The following is a 16,858-nucleotide window of genomic DNA, read 5'->3' on the forward strand; positions in this document are numbered from 1 at the left end:
TCTGAGTATTTATTGAGCGCCCGAAATACTTATGGCTAAATATCATACAAGTATCATTGCACGACTAGCATTACAGCAGTAATATTCCGTTCATATTTGTTCTAATGAGTAAAATGTCATGAAAAAAACACTAATGGGCCTGGTGCTTGCATCTGTAATGGCCGCACCGGCTTTTGCTGCACAACCAGTACAATTATCTTTACCTAACAATAACCTACCAGCAGGTGATGTGTACGGTTTCCGTGCTTCTCTTCTGTATGGTCAAACACCTTCAGTAACTGGTTTCCAGCTTCCTATTCTTGGTCTTGCTGAATCTCAACAATTCAAAGGGTTAAGCTTTGGTATGCTTTTTGGGGCAAACCGTGTAACGGGCAACTCAACAGGTGTTAAATTCGGTCTGGGTAACTGGAACGACAATACCGCGACTGGTGCAGATTTTGGCTTTGCTAACTACACTGGCGGTCAATTCACCGGCCTGCAGTTTGGTGCACTTAACTATGCACATAGCCTGAACGGTCTACAATTTGGTTTCATCAACGCAACTGACCGAATTGAGAAAGGTGTGCAGATTGGCCTAATCAACTACGACAAGTCTGGTACTTTCATTGGTAAGAACGTGCCTGTATTCCCAATTATTAACGCCCGTTTCTAATTGAATGGTATTAATAATTAAGCCGAAAAGCCTCTGCTTCTCGGCTTTTTTTCCTCAAAAAGGCCGTTTTCGTACCAAAGGCACAGAACATCTCACGCTAACTGGAACTCCACGTATTTAATCGAGTCATACTCGTATTGGTTGAAAAATCACATTTCAACCACACTTATTGTATACCCAACACCATTATATCTAAGCAACCTAGAGAAATCAGAACACCAGAGGCATTAGCATGTTCAAACAATTGCGTTCAATCTTCCGTCAAGTCATGCATGAAGGCACTGGCGGCGGTGCTGTCGATACCCCTTCCCTACACCTTGCAATGGCTTGCCTGTTGTGTGAAGTTTCTAATGCAGATCATGAGGATGATCCAAGAGAAGTGTCGGCTAAAGTGCACTTAATGACTGTACTTCTCGATATCACGGAAGATGATGCCAAGGCTTTGCTCGATAAGGCGCTGCTGAAAAGTAAGCAATCTGTCTCGCTGTATGAGTTCACCACTAAACTGCGTACCCTAGCCCCCGAGCAACGCTACGAACTCATTGAGGCTATGTGGCAAGTCGCTTTCGCCGACGAAGTACTCGACCCAATGGAAGAAGCGGTGATCCGCCAAGTGGCCGAATTAATATACGTCGACCATTCTGAATATATCCGCGCAAAACTATCGGCGCAAAAATCAAAACCTGAATAATAGGTACCCAAGCAACCTCATACTCATATTCTCCTTTCAACGACAATATGACTTTAGGTCGCTTGGGACTAGCTCTCAGAGAGATAGCAACCAAGACCCCTTGCGTAAATTGACAATAAAAACGCAACTGCTGGTAAAACAAACAGCAGATCCCCCTACCGATGAAGTGAAAATATGAAATAACGCTCTAGGATACACACCTAATACAGACGCATTGCCAGATTTTTAACATTCGCAATGGTCTTGGTTAATATATAAAGATAATTTGGACTCAGTAGGAGGTTCAACGTAAATACTGCAGTCATAAAGAGTACCCCCTTAAATCTGACATAAACACTCTTGTTGCATAAATTGTACAAAAAATTAAGTACTAATATTCATATCCATATAACGCTAAAACACTGCATACATCCTGCACTTCAATCTACATCCTCTCCTCTTATTAAAAAGACAAACAACAAGAAAAAATCAACAAATTTAATATTAATCAATGTGTTACATAAAGAACAAATAGACGCTGATAAGTTAAATAAACAATAAACAGAATATTGCGAGTATTCAACTCACCAGCATAGACAAGATCATCTGCTTATATCCTTGCGCCATAAACAATCACGAGAGTAATCCTTTTCCAAGCTAGCACTGACAACCAACAATACTTTGCTAATCTCTAATGTAACAGGGATGAAAAGAAATGATGGATCGATATAAGTCAGGTCAGACAATCAAAAGGTAATATCCATAATGAACAAAACTCTATTTACTGCAGTGTTTATTGCTCTCAGTACGATACCAACAGCATCTGCAATTGAAATTTACAAGGATTCTAAAAATGATGCCTCTATCGGCGGCTATGCAGGTGTCCGTCTGTTAACAACCGATAATACTACAGAGGTCGTTAACGGTAGCTCTCGTATCAACTTCAACTTTCAGCACACCCTAACAGATGGTTGGAGTGCATACAGTACTTTTGAATGGGGAGTCAGCCCTTTTGGCGATACAACTCTCGTCTTTAACAATCAGAGTGAATTTGAAGCGAAAAACGATGATTTGTTTAATAGTCGTTTGGCTTACATTGGCCTGAGTCATGCTCAATACGGTAGCATCACTTTTGGTAAGCAATGGGGGGCTTGGTATGATGTGGTGGTCGACACTGATAATGCTTATGTGTGGGGGGGAGAAGCTTCTGGTGTCTACACCTTCGGCTCCAACGGTGCGATTAATGGTGTAGGTATGGCTGATAAATCCATTTTATACCGCAATAGTTTTGGTCAGTTCAGTTTTGCACTCCAGACCCAGTTACAACAAAATGACATAGAAATAGCGGCTAATGATCAGCCTGGGGCGGTACAAGGCACGCTGAATTATGACGATAGCTATGGCGTATCGTTTACTTATGCCTTCACCAATATGTATAAAATGTTCATTGGCGGGAATATCGGTGAGTTTAAAGGAAGTAGTCTCGACAATTCGCGCACATCTGAAACGGATTTCATTTATGGTATTGGGGCAACGTGGGGGGACTTGTCGAAACAAGGCTGGTTTGCCTCTGCCAACTTAAACATCAATGAGTGGCATCAGACGGACAATAATGGGTTTATCATCCCAGAGGCTGAAGGTGGCGAAATCTTTGTTGCCTATAACTTTAAAAACGGCTTCAGACCATACGCCGCATATAACTATCTTAATGCAACGAAAGATTATGAATTTTCAGGCATCGATAGTGACGGCAACAGTGCGGTATTTCGCACGACTGAATATAAAGACCAGTCGATCTTAGTTGGCTTGTTATACCAGTGGGACAGCGTAATCCTTATGTACCTCGAAGCCCAATTTGATATGAGTGACTATAAGAGTACCTTGCCTGGTAGCGCAACCAGTGGTGATAATTCCGCAGCGCTTGGTATACGTTACACCTTCTAATACTACAATAAGCCAACGAAGCTTTTAATGGCAACTCACTATTATCAATGGCTTCGCTGGCTAACTTTCCTTTTTAGACTAACGAATATCAATGGTACGGCTGGCTTTACGATATTGTATTTTCCAGCCTTGCCAACGTGGGAGCTCCCAGCGTTTAGGATCAGCTTTACGCTTGCCATCTACATGCACGGCAATAACCAGTTTACGGCCGATATGGTATTCAATCTGCATCGTAAGATCATTGAGGGTAACATGATGAGGAAACTCACTATCAAAATCTGCACGCTCCCATTCTGGAATACCATCAAACGGAAAATCTTCCTGACTGAACATTTCTATATCGTCTGCTGACTCTACGCCAAGGGCGATAAGCTGTTCACTTAACCAGTCGCGCATATCGACAGGCTCAGCAATGCGTTTACACGTATCTGGTTGATAACGCCCTAACGCTATGTACAGATTCCATTGGTGAATATCGATCTGTAATGTTTTAGCCAGCCCATCAAGTAATGTGCCATTCAACACTAAATCGACCAATGTTTCCTGTGCTGACTCACCTTGCGGTGCCTGCCAGAGTGATTGGATCACCCTACCCGCGTAAACTTTCTGATGTTCAACCAAGCAACCATCATCTGTATTTTTCGTTTTACCAAAAACCGCTTCTCCCATACCCAACGAATTCATCTGTTCAAAGGTTATAGGGGCCATACACGTCGCAAGGATCAGGTTTTGTTTAACCCCTTTACCCGGCAGAGCAAACTGGTCAAAAACCACTGCCGCTTCTGCTTCATCCGGATAACGACTATCTCGTCCAGTACTGACTTCACAATAGCCGTTACCTAACGCTTGACGCCGGCGCTCGCGGCGCACAAATACCAACTCTGGAGCTGCGATCATCACCGCTTTGAGCCACGCCTCACGACGAACGGATGTCGCGACTTCTAACGCCGGTAATTCGAGAGCTGTACGCATTTGATCAGACAGCATACGAGCTTCATTCAATACATCAGGATCAACATCCAGCCATTCAGGCACACTGCCTCGTAATAGTTTGATCAGTGCCATCGCATCGCAATGATGCGGCTCCCACTTAGCCAGTGCTTCCCGTTGCTCCTCACCTGATGGCAATTTCCACACCCGCTGATACACACTCAGAGCGGCAGATAAGTCGACCATCGCTTCACGACTGGCCTTATCGGGCATCGCGGTGATCAAGTGAGCAAACAGCGTATCAATCGGTAGCGGGTAAAGTACCTGTCCGTGAGGGGTTACAAAGCCATCCTCATCGATGGCCTGCATCTGCCGTAGTTTCTCATACGCCTGAGCTTTAGACTTATCGGGAACACGGTCAACAAATGTCAAATCATCAAGCCGATACCCACAACAAGCTGCAGCCAACATTGGCTCAACCAACTCTTCACGGTGCAATTCTGGCGGGGTAATCAATTCTAATGGCGCGGCCTGACCATAAAGCCGAATACAATCACCGTCTTTAATTCGACCCGCTCGCCCTTTACGCTGTTCGGCGCTAGCCCGAGAAATAGCATGTAATCCCAGCACCGTTCTACCATTACGCTGGTGGGTGCGGCGCTCAAGCCCCGAATCAACAATCAATGTCACCCCAGGAATGGTTAATGACGTCTCTGCAACATTGGTCGCGAATATAATGCGCTGTTTATTACTTTCGGTCAGGGCTCTGTGACGTTCATCATCCGTTACCGACGCGTGGAGGGGAACAATATCCGCCAGCCCCATCTCAACCTCACGACGAAGCGCTTGTTTTAAGCTGGATACACATTGGGCAATTTCTTTTCTACCCGGTAAAAAAACCAAAATATCCTGATGATCGGCATAATGGGCCAGCACCACACTGTTCACTTGTTTATCGAGATGACGAATATCTGGCATACTGCGACTATCAGACGCCAAATGTGACACCGTCACATCAAAATAACGACCTGATGCTTTTAAGCAGTTCCCGCCAAGATATTCCGTCAATCGCTCACTATCAAGGGTGGCCGATGTGACAACCAATTGATGCTCACCCCTGGCTTTCAACATCGCAAGTAACAAGTCGGTATCCCATCTCCGCTCATGAAATTCATCGATAATGACCGTTGATAAACCTTTTAAATTACCGTCACTTAGCCACCTTAACGCGACACCTGGTGTCACGAAAATCACATCGGTATTATCATCAAAATGATTTTCAAATCGAATCGCATAACCGACAGACTGTCCGATCTGCTCACCGCGTTCATGGGCAATAAACTCCGCCAATGAACGACAAGCAACCCGCCTTGGCTCCACCACCAGCACGCGCCCGTGTTCTGCAGCCCAGAGAGGTAAGCGGGTTGATTTACCGGACCCGGTTTCTGCTACTACCACTAAATGTTGCTGTGGTAATAATGCAAGGACATCCGGTTTGATTACGTCGATGGGTAAGCAAGAGCAATTAGGCATAAGAAATCAGTGTGAGATAAAAAGACAGCGTATTTTGGCAATATCAGTGAATATCTTCAAGTCACTCGTTTCCAATACGCATTAATGGCGTAGCTTGATTAACGGTGATGACCTTTCACAAGATAGGTTAAAGGTGAAAATAAGTGCAACTTACAACTCGACCATTCATACCTTTCTCCATTTTAGGCCCGTGTAATTCTGAACAATCAAACGCTGTATTATTAAGTACGAATGAAAATTCGATAACACCCCCTAATTAATAACTTTATTTATGGTTATTTAAGACCATAAAACAAGTCTGTGAATGTAATCGATTTTATATTTCTTACCGTAACATCAACATGTATATTCCGATTGTAAATGTCACTTCCTGTAACGACTTAATTTTATATGTATTCATGAAAGTGTGACTTGCTTCTTAGATATCATCCGATTTATGGTTGAGTATACTCTCAACAATTAAAATATATCACTAAAGGATTTCAGCACACTACATCTCAATTATATTAAACAAATGACGATTGTATTAATTTGAAATTTCTTTGAACCTTATTCAAATTGATTATGCTTCGCTTTATCTATAAATAGTCATGTTCCATGTTTATTAATCCATAGATGTATACATGAACCCATTCATTGATGTGCCAACAATTGCTCTATCTTTTCGATAAGGTGGCTTTTCAAGTCGCCCTTTTATGATTTTTCTCTTAAGCCAATAGCAGGTGAAAAAATGTTTGTTAATAAAGATGATATTGCCACTATTTCAAGTTCTATGGTTGACTATCGTCAACTATTTCATTCCACTCCAGAGGTTGGCTTTAAGGAATTCGAAACAGCTAAATTTATTCAGACTTTTTTAAATGAATTAAATATCCCATTTAAAACAGGCTATGCAACAACAGGTATTGTTGCCACTATTGATGGCATTCATCCTGGTCGGGAAATTTGCTTACGATGTGATATGGATGCACTCCATATAGACGAAAAAAATGATCTCCCGTATGCATCAAAAAATCCGGGCGTCATGCATGCTTGTGGTCATGATGGCCATATGGCTATGATGCTAGGTGTAGCAAAATACCTCACGTTACATAATGACTTCTCTGGTAAAGTTCACCTACTCTTTCAACCAGCAGAAGAGAGTTATGGTGGTGCAAAATATGTCATTAATGATGGTATTTTCGATGATTATCCAAATATTGAGGCGATTTACGGCCTGCATAACTGGCCAAAAGTCCCGTTAGGTACACTTGCAAGTACAACCGGTGCTATGATGGCTTGCAGTGACACATGGGAGATGAAGGTAACTGGCTCAGGCGGACATGGTGCAATGCCGCATGAAGTGACAGACCCAACGCTTGCCACCTCTAATATTATTATGAACTTACAGAGTATCGTCAGCCGTAACGTGCATTGCGCCCGTGCCGGTGTGGTCTCTGTGGGGTATATCAACGCAGGTAAGTTTGAGTCACCGAATATTATCCCATCTCAAGTTCAACTTCGTGGCACCGCTCGTGCCTATGAGCCAGAAGTCCGTGATTTAATTGAGCAAAGAATTGGTGAAATCGCATCCGCCTCTGCACAAGCGCATGGCTGTGAGATTGAATATAATTATATCCGTCGTTACCCTGCCGTATATAACCCTCTTGCACAATTTGAAATTGTCGCACAAGCAGCAAGAGCGACTGTGGGCACGTCTAATTTCAATGCCGCCATTACTCCTGTTGGTGGCGCTGAAGATTTCGCTTTCTATTTAGAGAAAATACCTGGGGCCTTTATGTTCCTGGGTAATGGTGATAGCGACCCACTTCATACTCCTGGCTACAACTTTAATGACGAGATCATTCCTGTTGGTATTGAATACTTCATCAACGTTATAAAAACAGAACTAGGGTAAAGAACTTATTATTCATATTAAATCCAGACTAAAAAACCAATAAAAATAACCGTACAGTTTATTAATATAAATGGTGATTAGCATGACTGAAATATTAGCTCTCGCTGTCGTATGCCTAACCGTATTTGCCATGGTAAAAGGCTACGAAACACGTTTAGTTCTTATTACTTCGGGTTTACTCATGGGACTCATTGCATTTGACCCATTAGGTGGCTTTGATGCTTTTTCAACCCGAATGACATCTGGCAGTTTAATTCAATCCATCTGCTCTGTTATGGGCTTTGCGTTTGTAATGAAATATACCAAATGTGATTTACACTTGGTTCGTTTACTCTCATCGAAAATAGACCGAGTTAAACTGCTTATTATCCCCGCAGGGACTATCATTACATTCGGGATTAACATCGCCCTTCCCAGCGCCGCTGGTTCTGCAGCGGCAGCGGGTGCCGCAATTATCCCGGTAATGATACGTGCTGGTGTCTCGCCAGCCGTTGCTGCCGCTGCTGTTATTGGCGGAACGTTTGGTTCGATGCTCAATCCGGGTATGGCGCATAACCCATTTATCGGTGATATGGCGGGTATCACGCCAATGGATGTAATTCTTAATCACCAACTGCCCACCGTTATCGCGATGCTACTCGGTGCTGTTGTCCTCACCATCATTGCTGTTGTGAAAAAAGAACACACGGGTTATGTCATTGAAGGTGAAGCAACTGACATTGAAGAGGTAAAAGTCAATTTGCTGTGGGCCTTAGCACCGATTGTACCGATCGTCATACTGCTGCTTGGTGCCACCATCATTCCTGAAATTAAGATGGGTGTTCCACAAGCCATGTTATTGGGTGTGGTTTATACCTTCGCCGTCACACGTGCCAACCCAGCAGAAGTTACCAAGTCATTTTTCTCTGGCATGGGAGAAGCATTTGCAAACGTCTTTGGGATCATCATTGCAGCTGCCGTCTTCGTGTTTGGTTTAAAAGCAACAGGACTCGTCGATGCTGGGCTGGGCTTCTTAACGGGCTATCCTGATTTAGCCAAACTATTAGGCCCTGCAGGAACATCAGCCCTTGCCATACTCACTGGTTCTGGTGACGCGGCAGCATTTGCCTTTAATGAAGCTATCACGCCTAACGCCGCTGACTTTGGTCTGGGCATCCCTGACATGGGCTCAGCCACAGTACTGGCGGGGTGCTTTGGTCGCGCCATGTCTCCTGTTGCGGGCGCAACTATCGTAGCAGCCGCTATTGCAGGTGTAAGCCCGCTTGAAGCAGCCAAACGGCAATGGCCCGGTATGCTTGCTGCATTAGCCGTAACGGTATTTATTATGCTGTAGCCAATTTATATAAACGATATCAATTCAAAGCCCTTTATTTATTGAGGGCTTTTATCGCTAGGGGAACGGTATGGACTCAACAGAATTACTCACTATTTTTAATCACATTGGTACTTATGGCGAAACTGAAAATGGCATGTATCGCCTTGCGTATTCCGATGCGGATAACGCGTCTCATGATTACCTCTTTAACTTACTGGTAGAGAAAGGGTATGACGTCCATACCGATGCGATGGGTAATATTTTCGCAAACATTCCTTCAACCGATCCCAACGCAAAAATCATTGCCACAGGATCTCATCTCGATACTGTCCATTGCGGCGGTAAATACGATGGTACCGTTGGTGTCGTCGCTGGGCTTTATGCACTGGAAAAACTCAAAACGCGTAAATTAAAACACACCGTACAACTCATTATTTTCCGCGCTGAAGAATCTTCACGTTTTGGTTTTGCCTGTATGGCCAGTAAGGCGCTCACCGGTCATGCCGATCTCAAAAAATGGCTCGAAAACACGGATTCAGATGGCATAAACTTCTTTGATGCGTCTGGCACAACACCTAGCGATATTGAAAACATCAAGCTAAATCATGAGTGCTACAAATCTTTTGTGGAAGTGCACATAGAACAAGGCAATATCCTCGAAAATTACGGGCAGCATGTGGGAATAGTCTCTGCGATTGCCGCCCCTACCCGTTTTCGCATCACTGTGAAAGGTCATGCAGATCATTCTGGCGCAACACCGATGGATTTACGCTCTGACGCCCTGTGTGCTGCAGCTCGAATTATTAATGACATACACCATGAAGCCTATATCCGAAAAAGTGAAGGTACGGTTGGCACTGTTGGCAAACTTGATGTCTCCCCTAACTCCATGAACGTTGTACCGGGTGAGGTTGAATTTACTGTTGATATCCGTGGCATCAATAAAGACAGTGTGGATGCAGTAGTGAAACACATGTACTACTCCATAGAAGAAACCAGCCAAATACACCATGTCACATTTGATGTTGTCGAGCTGTGTAATGATCTCCCTGTCAGCCTAGACAACTCAGTATGTCAGATATTGGTCAACGCAGCACAAGATGAAAATGTCCCCTACTATGAGATGAACAGCGGAGCTGGCCATGACGCAATGTACATGTCGACGCTTATTCCCAGCGCAATGATGTTCATCCCCTCAAAAGGCGGGATCTCTCATCACCCTGACGAGTACAGCGAATTTGAGGATATTCTTCTGGCTGGAAATATTTTAGCTAACGCGATGGAGAAAATGGCAAGTTAAATAGGCTCTATCACCAAGCAATAAATGAATAACCCTTATGAAAAGTCGAGTCAGCAAAAAAGCTGACTCGGTTTTTTCTGAAAATGCATTTGAACCATTACGTGGCATTCGCAATATTAGACTAAGTTCACAGACACTGTTCAGGATCATACTCTTCATAATGTGAATAACTTATCATATCATTATAATAATTTTGAACTTTAACCATAATGACGAAAAGTATCCTATCTGTAGCTGAGAATACGCGCCCTGATCCCGAGACAGATCCTACAGAATTACAACTAACCTCGATATCGAATAATGGTGCGGAAAATCCTCTAAACGAATCAATTACCTTACGGGCGCCACGATCGCCGTGGTGGGAATTCTTCTTACATTTTTCAACATTCGGCATTTATACTGGTTTCTGGTTCGTCGCTCGCATTAAAGAGGTAAAGCTGTTATCAAAACAACCATTAAAACCGTGGCTCTGGATATTTGTACCTAATGCTGTTATTTTTCAACCGTTTGTATTGCCTGCACTTAACAAAATTCTCGTGCAAATTGAGAAAGATAACAACGTTCAATATCCACGTTATTATTTCAGACTCTGGGCGACAGCTGTATTCACACTAAGCATATGCCTCTGGATAAATTCTAAATATGCACTACCACCATGGTTAACATTAGTTGGTCTACTACTCTGGTCTTGCGTGTTTTGTATATTCTCTCAGCGTATAAATAGTATTAAAAACAATTTAGTTAATGTGAATTTCAAAGGTAAGACGTCAGGATATGCAATTTGGGAATGGTTAATTGTTATCCCACTTTTACCGATTGCACTTATCATGCTCCTCTATTTATCAATAACACCTTATATGGTAGAGGAAATCAGCCCCCTTCCTGATCAAACTACCTATTCAAAACAAGGTGAATACCAGTTAGCCATTCATGGTGACGGTTGGCGCAATGTCGAAATAGGAACATTCACAGACGGCAGTGCTGAAAATGAATTCGCAGGTGCAGTCGATGGTTCTTATTTTATCGTCTTTAAATTCAACGATGCGGTCACGTTAAACGATATCGTAGATAGCAGAATAGATCATATTCAATCATCATTCTCCCGCAGCCAATGCCGTGAGGAAAGAAGCCTTGCTCAATCACAACTCAATGTCATTGCGTACGTGATTTGCGAAGGTCAACATGTCGGTGACCCACAATTAAACACTGTGACCGTTTTTAAGAATGGTGACAATCTCTATGAATTATATGGCAATCTAAACGCCCCCAAATACAGCTATCCTGGACGCGCTGCTGAATTCAAACAAATGGCGAAGGAATTTCAACCGCTATGAAAACTGTTTCAATTTTCCTCTATATACTTTCCGCACTCATACCGATAAGAAGTGCGCTAGCAACGGAAACAATTCAGTGGAAGCTGACTGAGTCAGGCAAGCTATTTGATATGGCACACGCTTACAGCCAACAAGAATCTCTACCCAATGAAGTCACTCAAATACTGAACTCAAACGATGTCAGCTTGGTTGGAAACCACGTTATTGAACATGTGAAAACCTTGTGGTTTTATCCAACCTCTCGTGATGTCGAAAACCATGGCGACCATTCAATTTATCTCACAGACGGCATGGAAAAACTGACTCTTTTGTCAGTTGCCTCAGTCAGTAATACTGGGGATGTTAAATCAATAGACCCCTCTTCATTACAAATATTGGATACCGATAACTACCGTAGCTTTAGTGACAGTAAAGAAGTGGTACTTACCCTTCCCGGACTCACAGCGGGAAGCCTGTCAGTCATTGAATATGAAATTGTTCGAGATCTGTCACAGCAAGAAGCCGACTGGTCACAAATTTTCTTCACCCAGCATGGATACCCTTCATTACAGTATGATTTGAACATTAGCTGGCCAGCATCAAAGCAGGTGTATTGGTCATCAAATAGCACTGATGTTACATGTAAAAAAACAGACAATAAGTTGCACTGTTCTGGCTCGAACATAACAGCATTCAAAAACGACAACAATATATACTGGCGCGATCATATCGGTCAAATTGCTATCAGTGAATCGCAAAACTGGCAACAAGTGATTGATACATCGAGTGATGCAATGAATCATGCACTGTCCGATACAACCGGGATTGATGAATTACTTAACAGCATTATTGCGGGTAGTAGTAATATTGATGAGCAAATCAGCGCTATTCACCAATTTGTCGCCAGAAACATTCGCTATATTTCAATGTCTGAATTAGGTCATACCATTACACCTCACACCATCGCTTCAGTCATTAAAAATCGATATGGTGATTGTAAAGACAAATCAATGCTACTTTATGAATTACTACGCCGCATTGGTATTCATTCTTATCCCGTTTTAGTGGCAACCAATCGAAGCTTACCTGATCAATTAATCATCCCGACAATCAACTATTTTAATCACGTTGTGATCTGCTTTAATCACGATGGAATGGACAGATGTTTAGATGCGACTGATCAGGATACCTATTGGCAATATATCCCAGCCTGGATCCAAAATAATGTCTCACTGACGTTAAAAAAGAATCAGTTACCCTCTACTATTGAGAGTAATCAATTCCGTTGGAAAATGTACATCAACACGGCTATTTCATTCACAAAAGAGGGTGGACAAAAAGAAGGTCAGGAACGCACATATTTCGGTGAATATGCATCGTCTATGCGCAGCTTACTACTTAACAAAACGCCAGAAGAGCGTGATGAATGGCTAACTAATCAGTATCATGAAGAGGTATCAACGTATGCTGATCCCCTTTTTAATATCGTTGAACTGTCTGAAATGAATCCAGATTTGACCATCACTTCCCAAGCTGATGTCAGTCCGTTTCTTGATACTGCTATCGATTTGATTTACGAAGAAAATGACGCTTGGATCAAGAATGAATTTGAAATAATGCGTTTACAGAATAAATATTACGATGAGCTATTTCCGGGACTCAATATCCGCTCTGAGTTTGAGTATGATACCCATGGCATTTGGGATATCACAACACTATCCCCCAATCTAAATTTTGAACATACTTTCGGGTCAATGAAAAGAGAGGTAATACTCACCAAACAAGGAAAGCTTAACATTATCACTCAGCTTGTTATCCCGCAGCAAACGGTCAAACAAAGCCAGATTGGATCTTTTAATGCTTTTCTTGATTTGCTTAAGCGTGAATCGTTAATTCGTTTTACCGGGAAACTAACTAAGCCAACGAATAAGTTATAGAGGCTCAAGAAAACAAACTGAGACCTCAATGTTAAGAAACTCGTTGTTATCGCTTGTCTAAATAGAATAATGCACCGGAAAAATCGGAAACCAATCACTGATTTCCGATTTTTCCGGTTATAAAGGATCAATCAACAAACCCAACGCTGATCAGAAAACGCGTAAAGCGGCCTGATATAAACTCAGTGTTTAGCAAACACCCTGAGCCAGCATCGCGTCAGCAACCTTCACAAAACCGGCAATATTTGCGCCCAGTTCATAGTTCACGTTACCTGACTCATCTCGACCATATTCGACACATGTATCATGGATACGACGCATAATATCCTGAAGACGCTGGTCTACTTCTTCTCTGCTCCATCCAAGGCGCAGCGCATTCTGGCTCATTTCCAGACCCGATGTAGCAACACCACCCGCATTGGTGGCTTTACCTGGCGCATAAACAATACCGACGTTATTAAAGACAGCCACGGCCTCGGCAGTACTTGGCATGTTTGCACCTTCAGCAACAAGCTGAACACCGTTCCCGGCTAACATTTCAGCGTCATGGCCATCCAACTCATTTTGGGTTGCACATGGCAGGGCGACATCCATCTCGTACTGCCAAGGTTTACCCTCTTTGCTGTAGGCAAGCCCCATCTCATGTGCGTAATCAGCGACTCGTCCACGTTGAACATTCTTGATTTCCATCAGTCGAGCCAGTTTTTCCTGGGTAAACCCATCTGGATCGTAAACGGTACCGCTCGAATCAGAAGCCGTGATCACCCTGCCACCCATTTGCATCGCTTTTTCGATAGCATATTGTGCAACATTGCCTGAGCCCGACACCCCCACACGCTTACCAGCCAGTGTTTGTCCTTTCTCCTTAAGCATGGCTTCAACGAAATAGAGCAACCCATAGCCTGTTGCTTCAGGGCGGATCAAGCTGCCACCAAATGACAAACCTTTACCCGTGAAGACACACTCTGCACTATTGGAAAGCTTTTTCATCATGCCCGTCATAAAGCCGACTTCACGTGCACCAACGCCAATATCCCCAGCTGGAACATCAGTGTCGGCACCCAGATGACGATGTAATTCCAACATCATGGCTTGGCAGAAGCGCATAATTTCATTGTCACTTTTACCTTTAGGTTCGAAATCGCTACCGCCCTTACCGCCCCCCATAGGAAGAGTGGTCAGCGCATTTTTAAAGGTCTGCTCAAAGGCCAAAAACTTAAGCACAGAAGAATTAACTGATGGGTGGAAACGCATGCCACCTTTATAAGGACCAATAGCGGAATTGTGCTGAACACGGAACGCACGGTTAACGTTAACCTTACCTTGGTCGTCAACCCAACTGACGCGAAACTGGATTAATCTTTCCGGTTCTACCAGGCGTTCGAGAATACCCGCTTCAATATACTTTGGATTTTTTTCAACAAAAGGCCAGATAGATGTAATCACCTCAGTCACAGCCTGAAGGTACTCTGGCTGGTTAGGGTTATTGCTGGCGACACGCGCTAAAAAGGCATCTTTAAGCACCATTTCTTTCATCACGAACTCCTGTAAAAGTAAATTAAACTACCCTGTGGATGATGTTGTGTTTGGATTGGTATTATTATTCCAGCAGCTTTTATATCAGGGGCGTGATCTAGCCCCTAAAGGATATGAATGACTTTTTATCACCCCTCGCAATTCGTAAATATAATATTTTGTTTTGTTTATTTTAATATGGGAGTATTGTATGAATGTCGATTTACATATCTATAAAAATGACAGTTAGTACACATCGATACCCTATTCATCACGATGCGTCATCTGAACGCAAAGGATTGTCACCAACAGCCCTTTATCCCATACTGTGAGTAAATGATAATTTGACTCATTGGATGCACAAGAAATAGGATATAAAGGCATATGACAATAATGTTAGTTATATGCGGTATACCTTAATGAGTAAGAGCAACCCAAATGTCTAATGTCGTTCAGTTATCCATGTTCAGTGGTCGTAAGAAGATCAACACTGCACCAACAATCGAATCACCCAGCCCGAAAGCGTTAAGGGAACAGGCTGCATTGAAGCAAGAGAATCGCTGCTACTTTTGTGGCAAGCATAAAGCCCCAAAAGAGCTGAACTGGCTTAATAAGATTGCTTTTAAGGAAAAGGCGCATGTTGTCTGCGGTTCTTGTAGTTCTGACGCTAAATCACGTTCAATGGATGAACTACGCATAATCCTTGCGCTGAAGGCTATGGATTTCAGAACGGTTAAGATTCAGCAGTATCTTGAGTTAAGAGAAAAAGGTATTCAAATAGACGGTGTACGAGAATACAAGTTCCACTTTGAAATGATTGAATAATACTCTGTTTATTCGCTGATACTTTTATCGGTGTTGAACCATACCAACGGAGACACCAAAGGATGACTTCAGGCGCAAAGTGTTTCCATTTAAATTCAGGATTGATCATCGCATCGCTAGATTAGAGGGAAGTGAGTGAAATCTTGGAGCTAGATTGAATTTTTTGCTACAAACCCTATAAAACTATGGATATAGGAATAGCTTTAAACGGGCTAGCAAAACATGTGATTAACCCTGCAAGTATCAAATTGTATAATAATATTGATACTGATAACATCAGAGCTTATAAAACATTAACAAAATATGGTTTAGGTAAAGAAGTAATGGGGATTGGTATTACAGCATCAGAAACATATGAGGAAGTAGAAAATGGAAATTGATATTTCATTATATTTACTGTTGTCAATAATAATTGCATACATGCTTAGACTTATTATACGTATGTTTGCAAAAGGATATTTTAGTGTATTACTATCTTTAGCTGTCTATGGTTTCGTAGGTAGCTTCTATTTAATCATTTTCCAGGATGGGAGCTTTTACAAAACAGTAATAATTTTAGGCAAATCTTGGATGGTCGAGTTATTGAGTTTAATAATATCCATTTACTATTACTTTACTATATGTACAATGAAAATTCATAAAGACAACAAATAGTATTTTATAACAAAGTAACCACCTATATTACTGGTGGTTTATAAGGTAGGGATAGCGGTTACCCGCTATCCCTCACACAGATCCGTATGTGCGCTACTAACGCATACGGCTCCTACCTTGGGTCGAACGTCAAAACGCTTCTCTGGGTAAGGATGTGTAATTTGAACTTTTGGGATCCAATAATCAACCAAGCGTCGAAACTTTTGCCATGTCATTGCGTGTCTTTGGCTTCGTCTTCGAAGTTGTTTTAGCCACACATTCGTGACTTCTTTAACGAACGTATTAAGCAAGCCTGAAGCTGCGTATCTCAAGCTCTTATAAGCCTAATTTTTCCGGTCTGTCACTACAATAAACAAAATCACTTTCCACATTA

General features: G+C 42.5%; 12 protein-coding genes and 1 pseudogene. 10 read left to right on the forward strand and 3 right to left on the reverse strand.

Going from position 1 to position 16,858, the window contains the following annotated elements:
* The first annotated feature begins 118 nt into the window (after nucleotides 1–118).
* From L4D12_RS09730 to L4D12_RS09740, 3 genes are all read left to right on the forward strand, one after another.
* On the forward strand, nucleotides 119–652 hold the full coding sequence (locus L4D12_RS09730) for an LA_2272 family surface repeat-containing protein (RefSeq protein ID WP_428447635.1): 534 nt from the start codon (nucleotides 119–121) through the stop codon (nucleotides 650–652).
* Between the two features lie 232 nt (nucleotides 653–884).
* On the forward strand, nucleotides 885–1,343 hold the full coding sequence (locus L4D12_RS09735) for a tellurite resistance TerB family protein (protein WP_428447636.1): 459 nt from the start codon (nucleotides 885–887) through the stop codon (nucleotides 1,341–1,343).
* Nucleotides 1,344–2,087: 744 nt separating this feature from the next.
* Nucleotides 2,088–3,266 carry a porin gene (locus L4D12_RS09740; RefSeq protein ID WP_428447637.1) on the forward strand — a complete coding sequence of 393 codons (1,179 nt, stop codon included), beginning with the start codon at nucleotides 2,088–2,090 and terminating at the stop codon, nucleotides 3,264–3,266.
* A 78-nt stretch (nucleotides 3,267–3,344) separates the two neighbouring features.
* On the opposite strand, the gene L4D12_RS09745 is transcribed toward L4D12_RS09740, so the two are convergent.
* A complete protein-coding gene (locus L4D12_RS09745; RefSeq protein WP_428447638.1) occupies nucleotides 3,345–5,729 on the reverse strand; it encodes a DEAD/DEAH box helicase in 2,385 nt (794 codons plus the stop codon).
* A 730-nt stretch (nucleotides 5,730–6,459) separates the two neighbouring features.
* Between L4D12_RS09745 and L4D12_RS09750 the strand changes: the two genes are divergently transcribed.
* The 5 genes from L4D12_RS09750 (at nucleotide 6,460) to L4D12_RS09770 (ending at nucleotide 13,491) form a co-directional block, all read left to right on the forward strand.
* Nucleotides 6,460–7,626, forward strand: coding sequence for an amidohydrolase (locus tag L4D12_RS09750; protein ID WP_428447639.1), 1,167 nt, complete (start codon nucleotides 6,460–6,462; stop codon nucleotides 7,624–7,626).
* Nucleotides 7,627–7,708: 82 nt separating this feature from the next.
* Entirely contained in the window at nucleotides 7,709–8,959 is a 1,251-nt protein-coding gene (gene dcuC, locus L4D12_RS09755) for a C4-dicarboxylate transporter DcuC (protein WP_428447640.1), read from the forward strand.
* Nucleotides 8,960–9,029: 70 nt separating this feature from the next.
* Nucleotides 9,030–10,241 carry a M20 family metallo-hydrolase gene (locus L4D12_RS09760; protein ID WP_428447641.1) on the forward strand — a complete coding sequence of 404 codons (1,212 nt, stop codon included), beginning with the start codon at nucleotides 9,030–9,032 and terminating at the stop codon, nucleotides 10,239–10,241.
* 209 nt (nucleotides 10,242–10,450) lie between these two features.
* Nucleotides 10,451–11,575 carry a hypothetical protein gene (locus tag L4D12_RS09765; RefSeq protein ID WP_428447642.1) on the forward strand — a complete coding sequence of 375 codons (1,125 nt, stop codon included), beginning with the start codon at nucleotides 10,451–10,453 and terminating at the stop codon, nucleotides 11,573–11,575.
* Nucleotides 11,572–13,491 (forward strand): DUF3857 domain-containing protein, encoded by a 1,920-nt coding sequence (locus tag L4D12_RS09770; protein ID WP_428447643.1) that lies wholly within the window; start codon nucleotides 11,572–11,574, stop codon nucleotides 13,489–13,491. The genes L4D12_RS09765 and L4D12_RS09770 overlap by 4 nt, the downstream gene beginning before the upstream one ends.
* A 189-nt stretch (nucleotides 13,492–13,680) precedes the next feature.
* Here L4D12_RS09770 and gdhA read toward each other — a convergent pair whose 3' ends face one another.
* Nucleotides 13,681–15,027, reverse strand: a complete 1,347-nt coding sequence (gene gdhA, locus L4D12_RS09775; protein WP_428447644.1) for an NADP-specific glutamate dehydrogenase — start codon at nucleotides 15,025–15,027, stop codon at nucleotides 13,681–13,683.
* Between the two features lie 417 nt (nucleotides 15,028–15,444).
* On the opposite strand from gdhA, the gene L4D12_RS09780 reads away from it, so the two are divergent.
* Complete coding sequence (locus L4D12_RS09780) at nucleotides 15,445–15,831, forward strand: hypothetical protein (protein ID WP_428447645.1); 387 nt, start codon at nucleotides 15,445–15,447, stop codon at nucleotides 15,829–15,831.
* Between the two features lie 28 nt (nucleotides 15,832–15,859).
* Here L4D12_RS09780 and L4D12_RS09785 read toward each other — a convergent pair.
* Nucleotides 15,860–15,940: pseudogene (locus tag L4D12_RS09785) on the reverse strand (IS6 family transposase); the annotation flags it as partial.
* A gap of 76 nt (nucleotides 15,941–16,016) precedes the next feature.
* Here L4D12_RS09785 and L4D12_RS09790 point away from each other — a divergent pair.
* Nucleotides 16,017–16,211 carry a hypothetical protein gene (locus L4D12_RS09790; protein ID WP_428447646.1) on the forward strand — a complete coding sequence of 65 codons (195 nt, stop codon included), beginning with the start codon at nucleotides 16,017–16,019 and terminating at the stop codon, nucleotides 16,209–16,211.
* Nucleotides 16,212–16,858: the final 647 nt, after the last annotated feature.

Source organism: Photobacterium nomapromontoriensis (genome assembly GCF_050336815.1).
Lineage (GTDB): Bacteria > Pseudomonadota > Gammaproteobacteria > Enterobacterales > Vibrionaceae > Photobacterium > Photobacterium nomapromontoriensis.

Excerpts from the sequence above, each read along its gene's own strand:
- L4D12_RS09770 (WP_428447643.1), top strand. The coding sequence starts at position 11,572 with ATGAAAACTGTTTCAATTTTCCTCTATATACTTTCCGCACTCATACCG.
- L4D12_RS09740 (WP_428447637.1), top strand. The coding sequence starts at position 2,088 with ATGAACAAAACTCTATTTACTGCAGTGTTTATTGCTCTCAGTACGATA.
- L4D12_RS09765 (WP_428447642.1), top strand. The coding sequence starts at position 10,451 with ATGACGAAAAGTATCCTATCTGTAGCTGAGAATACGCGCCCTGATCCC.
- L4D12_RS09735 (WP_428447636.1), top strand. The coding sequence starts at position 885 with ATGTTCAAACAATTGCGTTCAATCTTCCGTCAAGTCATGCATGAAGGC.
- L4D12_RS09760 (WP_428447641.1), top strand. The coding sequence starts at position 9,030 with ATGGACTCAACAGAATTACTCACTATTTTTAATCACATTGGTACTTAT.
- gdhA (WP_428447644.1), bottom strand. The coding sequence starts at position 15,027 with ATGAAAGAAATGGTGCTTAAAGATGCCTTTTTAGCGCGTGTCGCCAGC.
- dcuC (WP_428447640.1), top strand. The coding sequence starts at position 7,709 with ATGACTGAAATATTAGCTCTCGCTGTCGTATGCCTAACCGTATTTGCC.
- L4D12_RS09730 (WP_428447635.1), top strand. The coding sequence starts at position 119 with ATGAAAAAAACACTAATGGGCCTGGTGCTTGCATCTGTAATGGCCGCA.
- L4D12_RS09780 (WP_428447645.1), top strand. The coding sequence starts at position 15,445 with ATGTCTAATGTCGTTCAGTTATCCATGTTCAGTGGTCGTAAGAAGATC.
- L4D12_RS09790 (WP_428447646.1), top strand. The coding sequence starts at position 16,017 with ATGGATATAGGAATAGCTTTAAACGGGCTAGCAAAACATGTGATTAAC.
- L4D12_RS09750 (WP_428447639.1), top strand. The coding sequence starts at position 6,460 with ATGTTTGTTAATAAAGATGATATTGCCACTATTTCAAGTTCTATGGTT.
- L4D12_RS09745 (WP_428447638.1), bottom strand. The coding sequence starts at position 5,729 with ATGCCTAATTGCTCTTGCTTACCCATCGACGTAATCAAACCGGATGTC.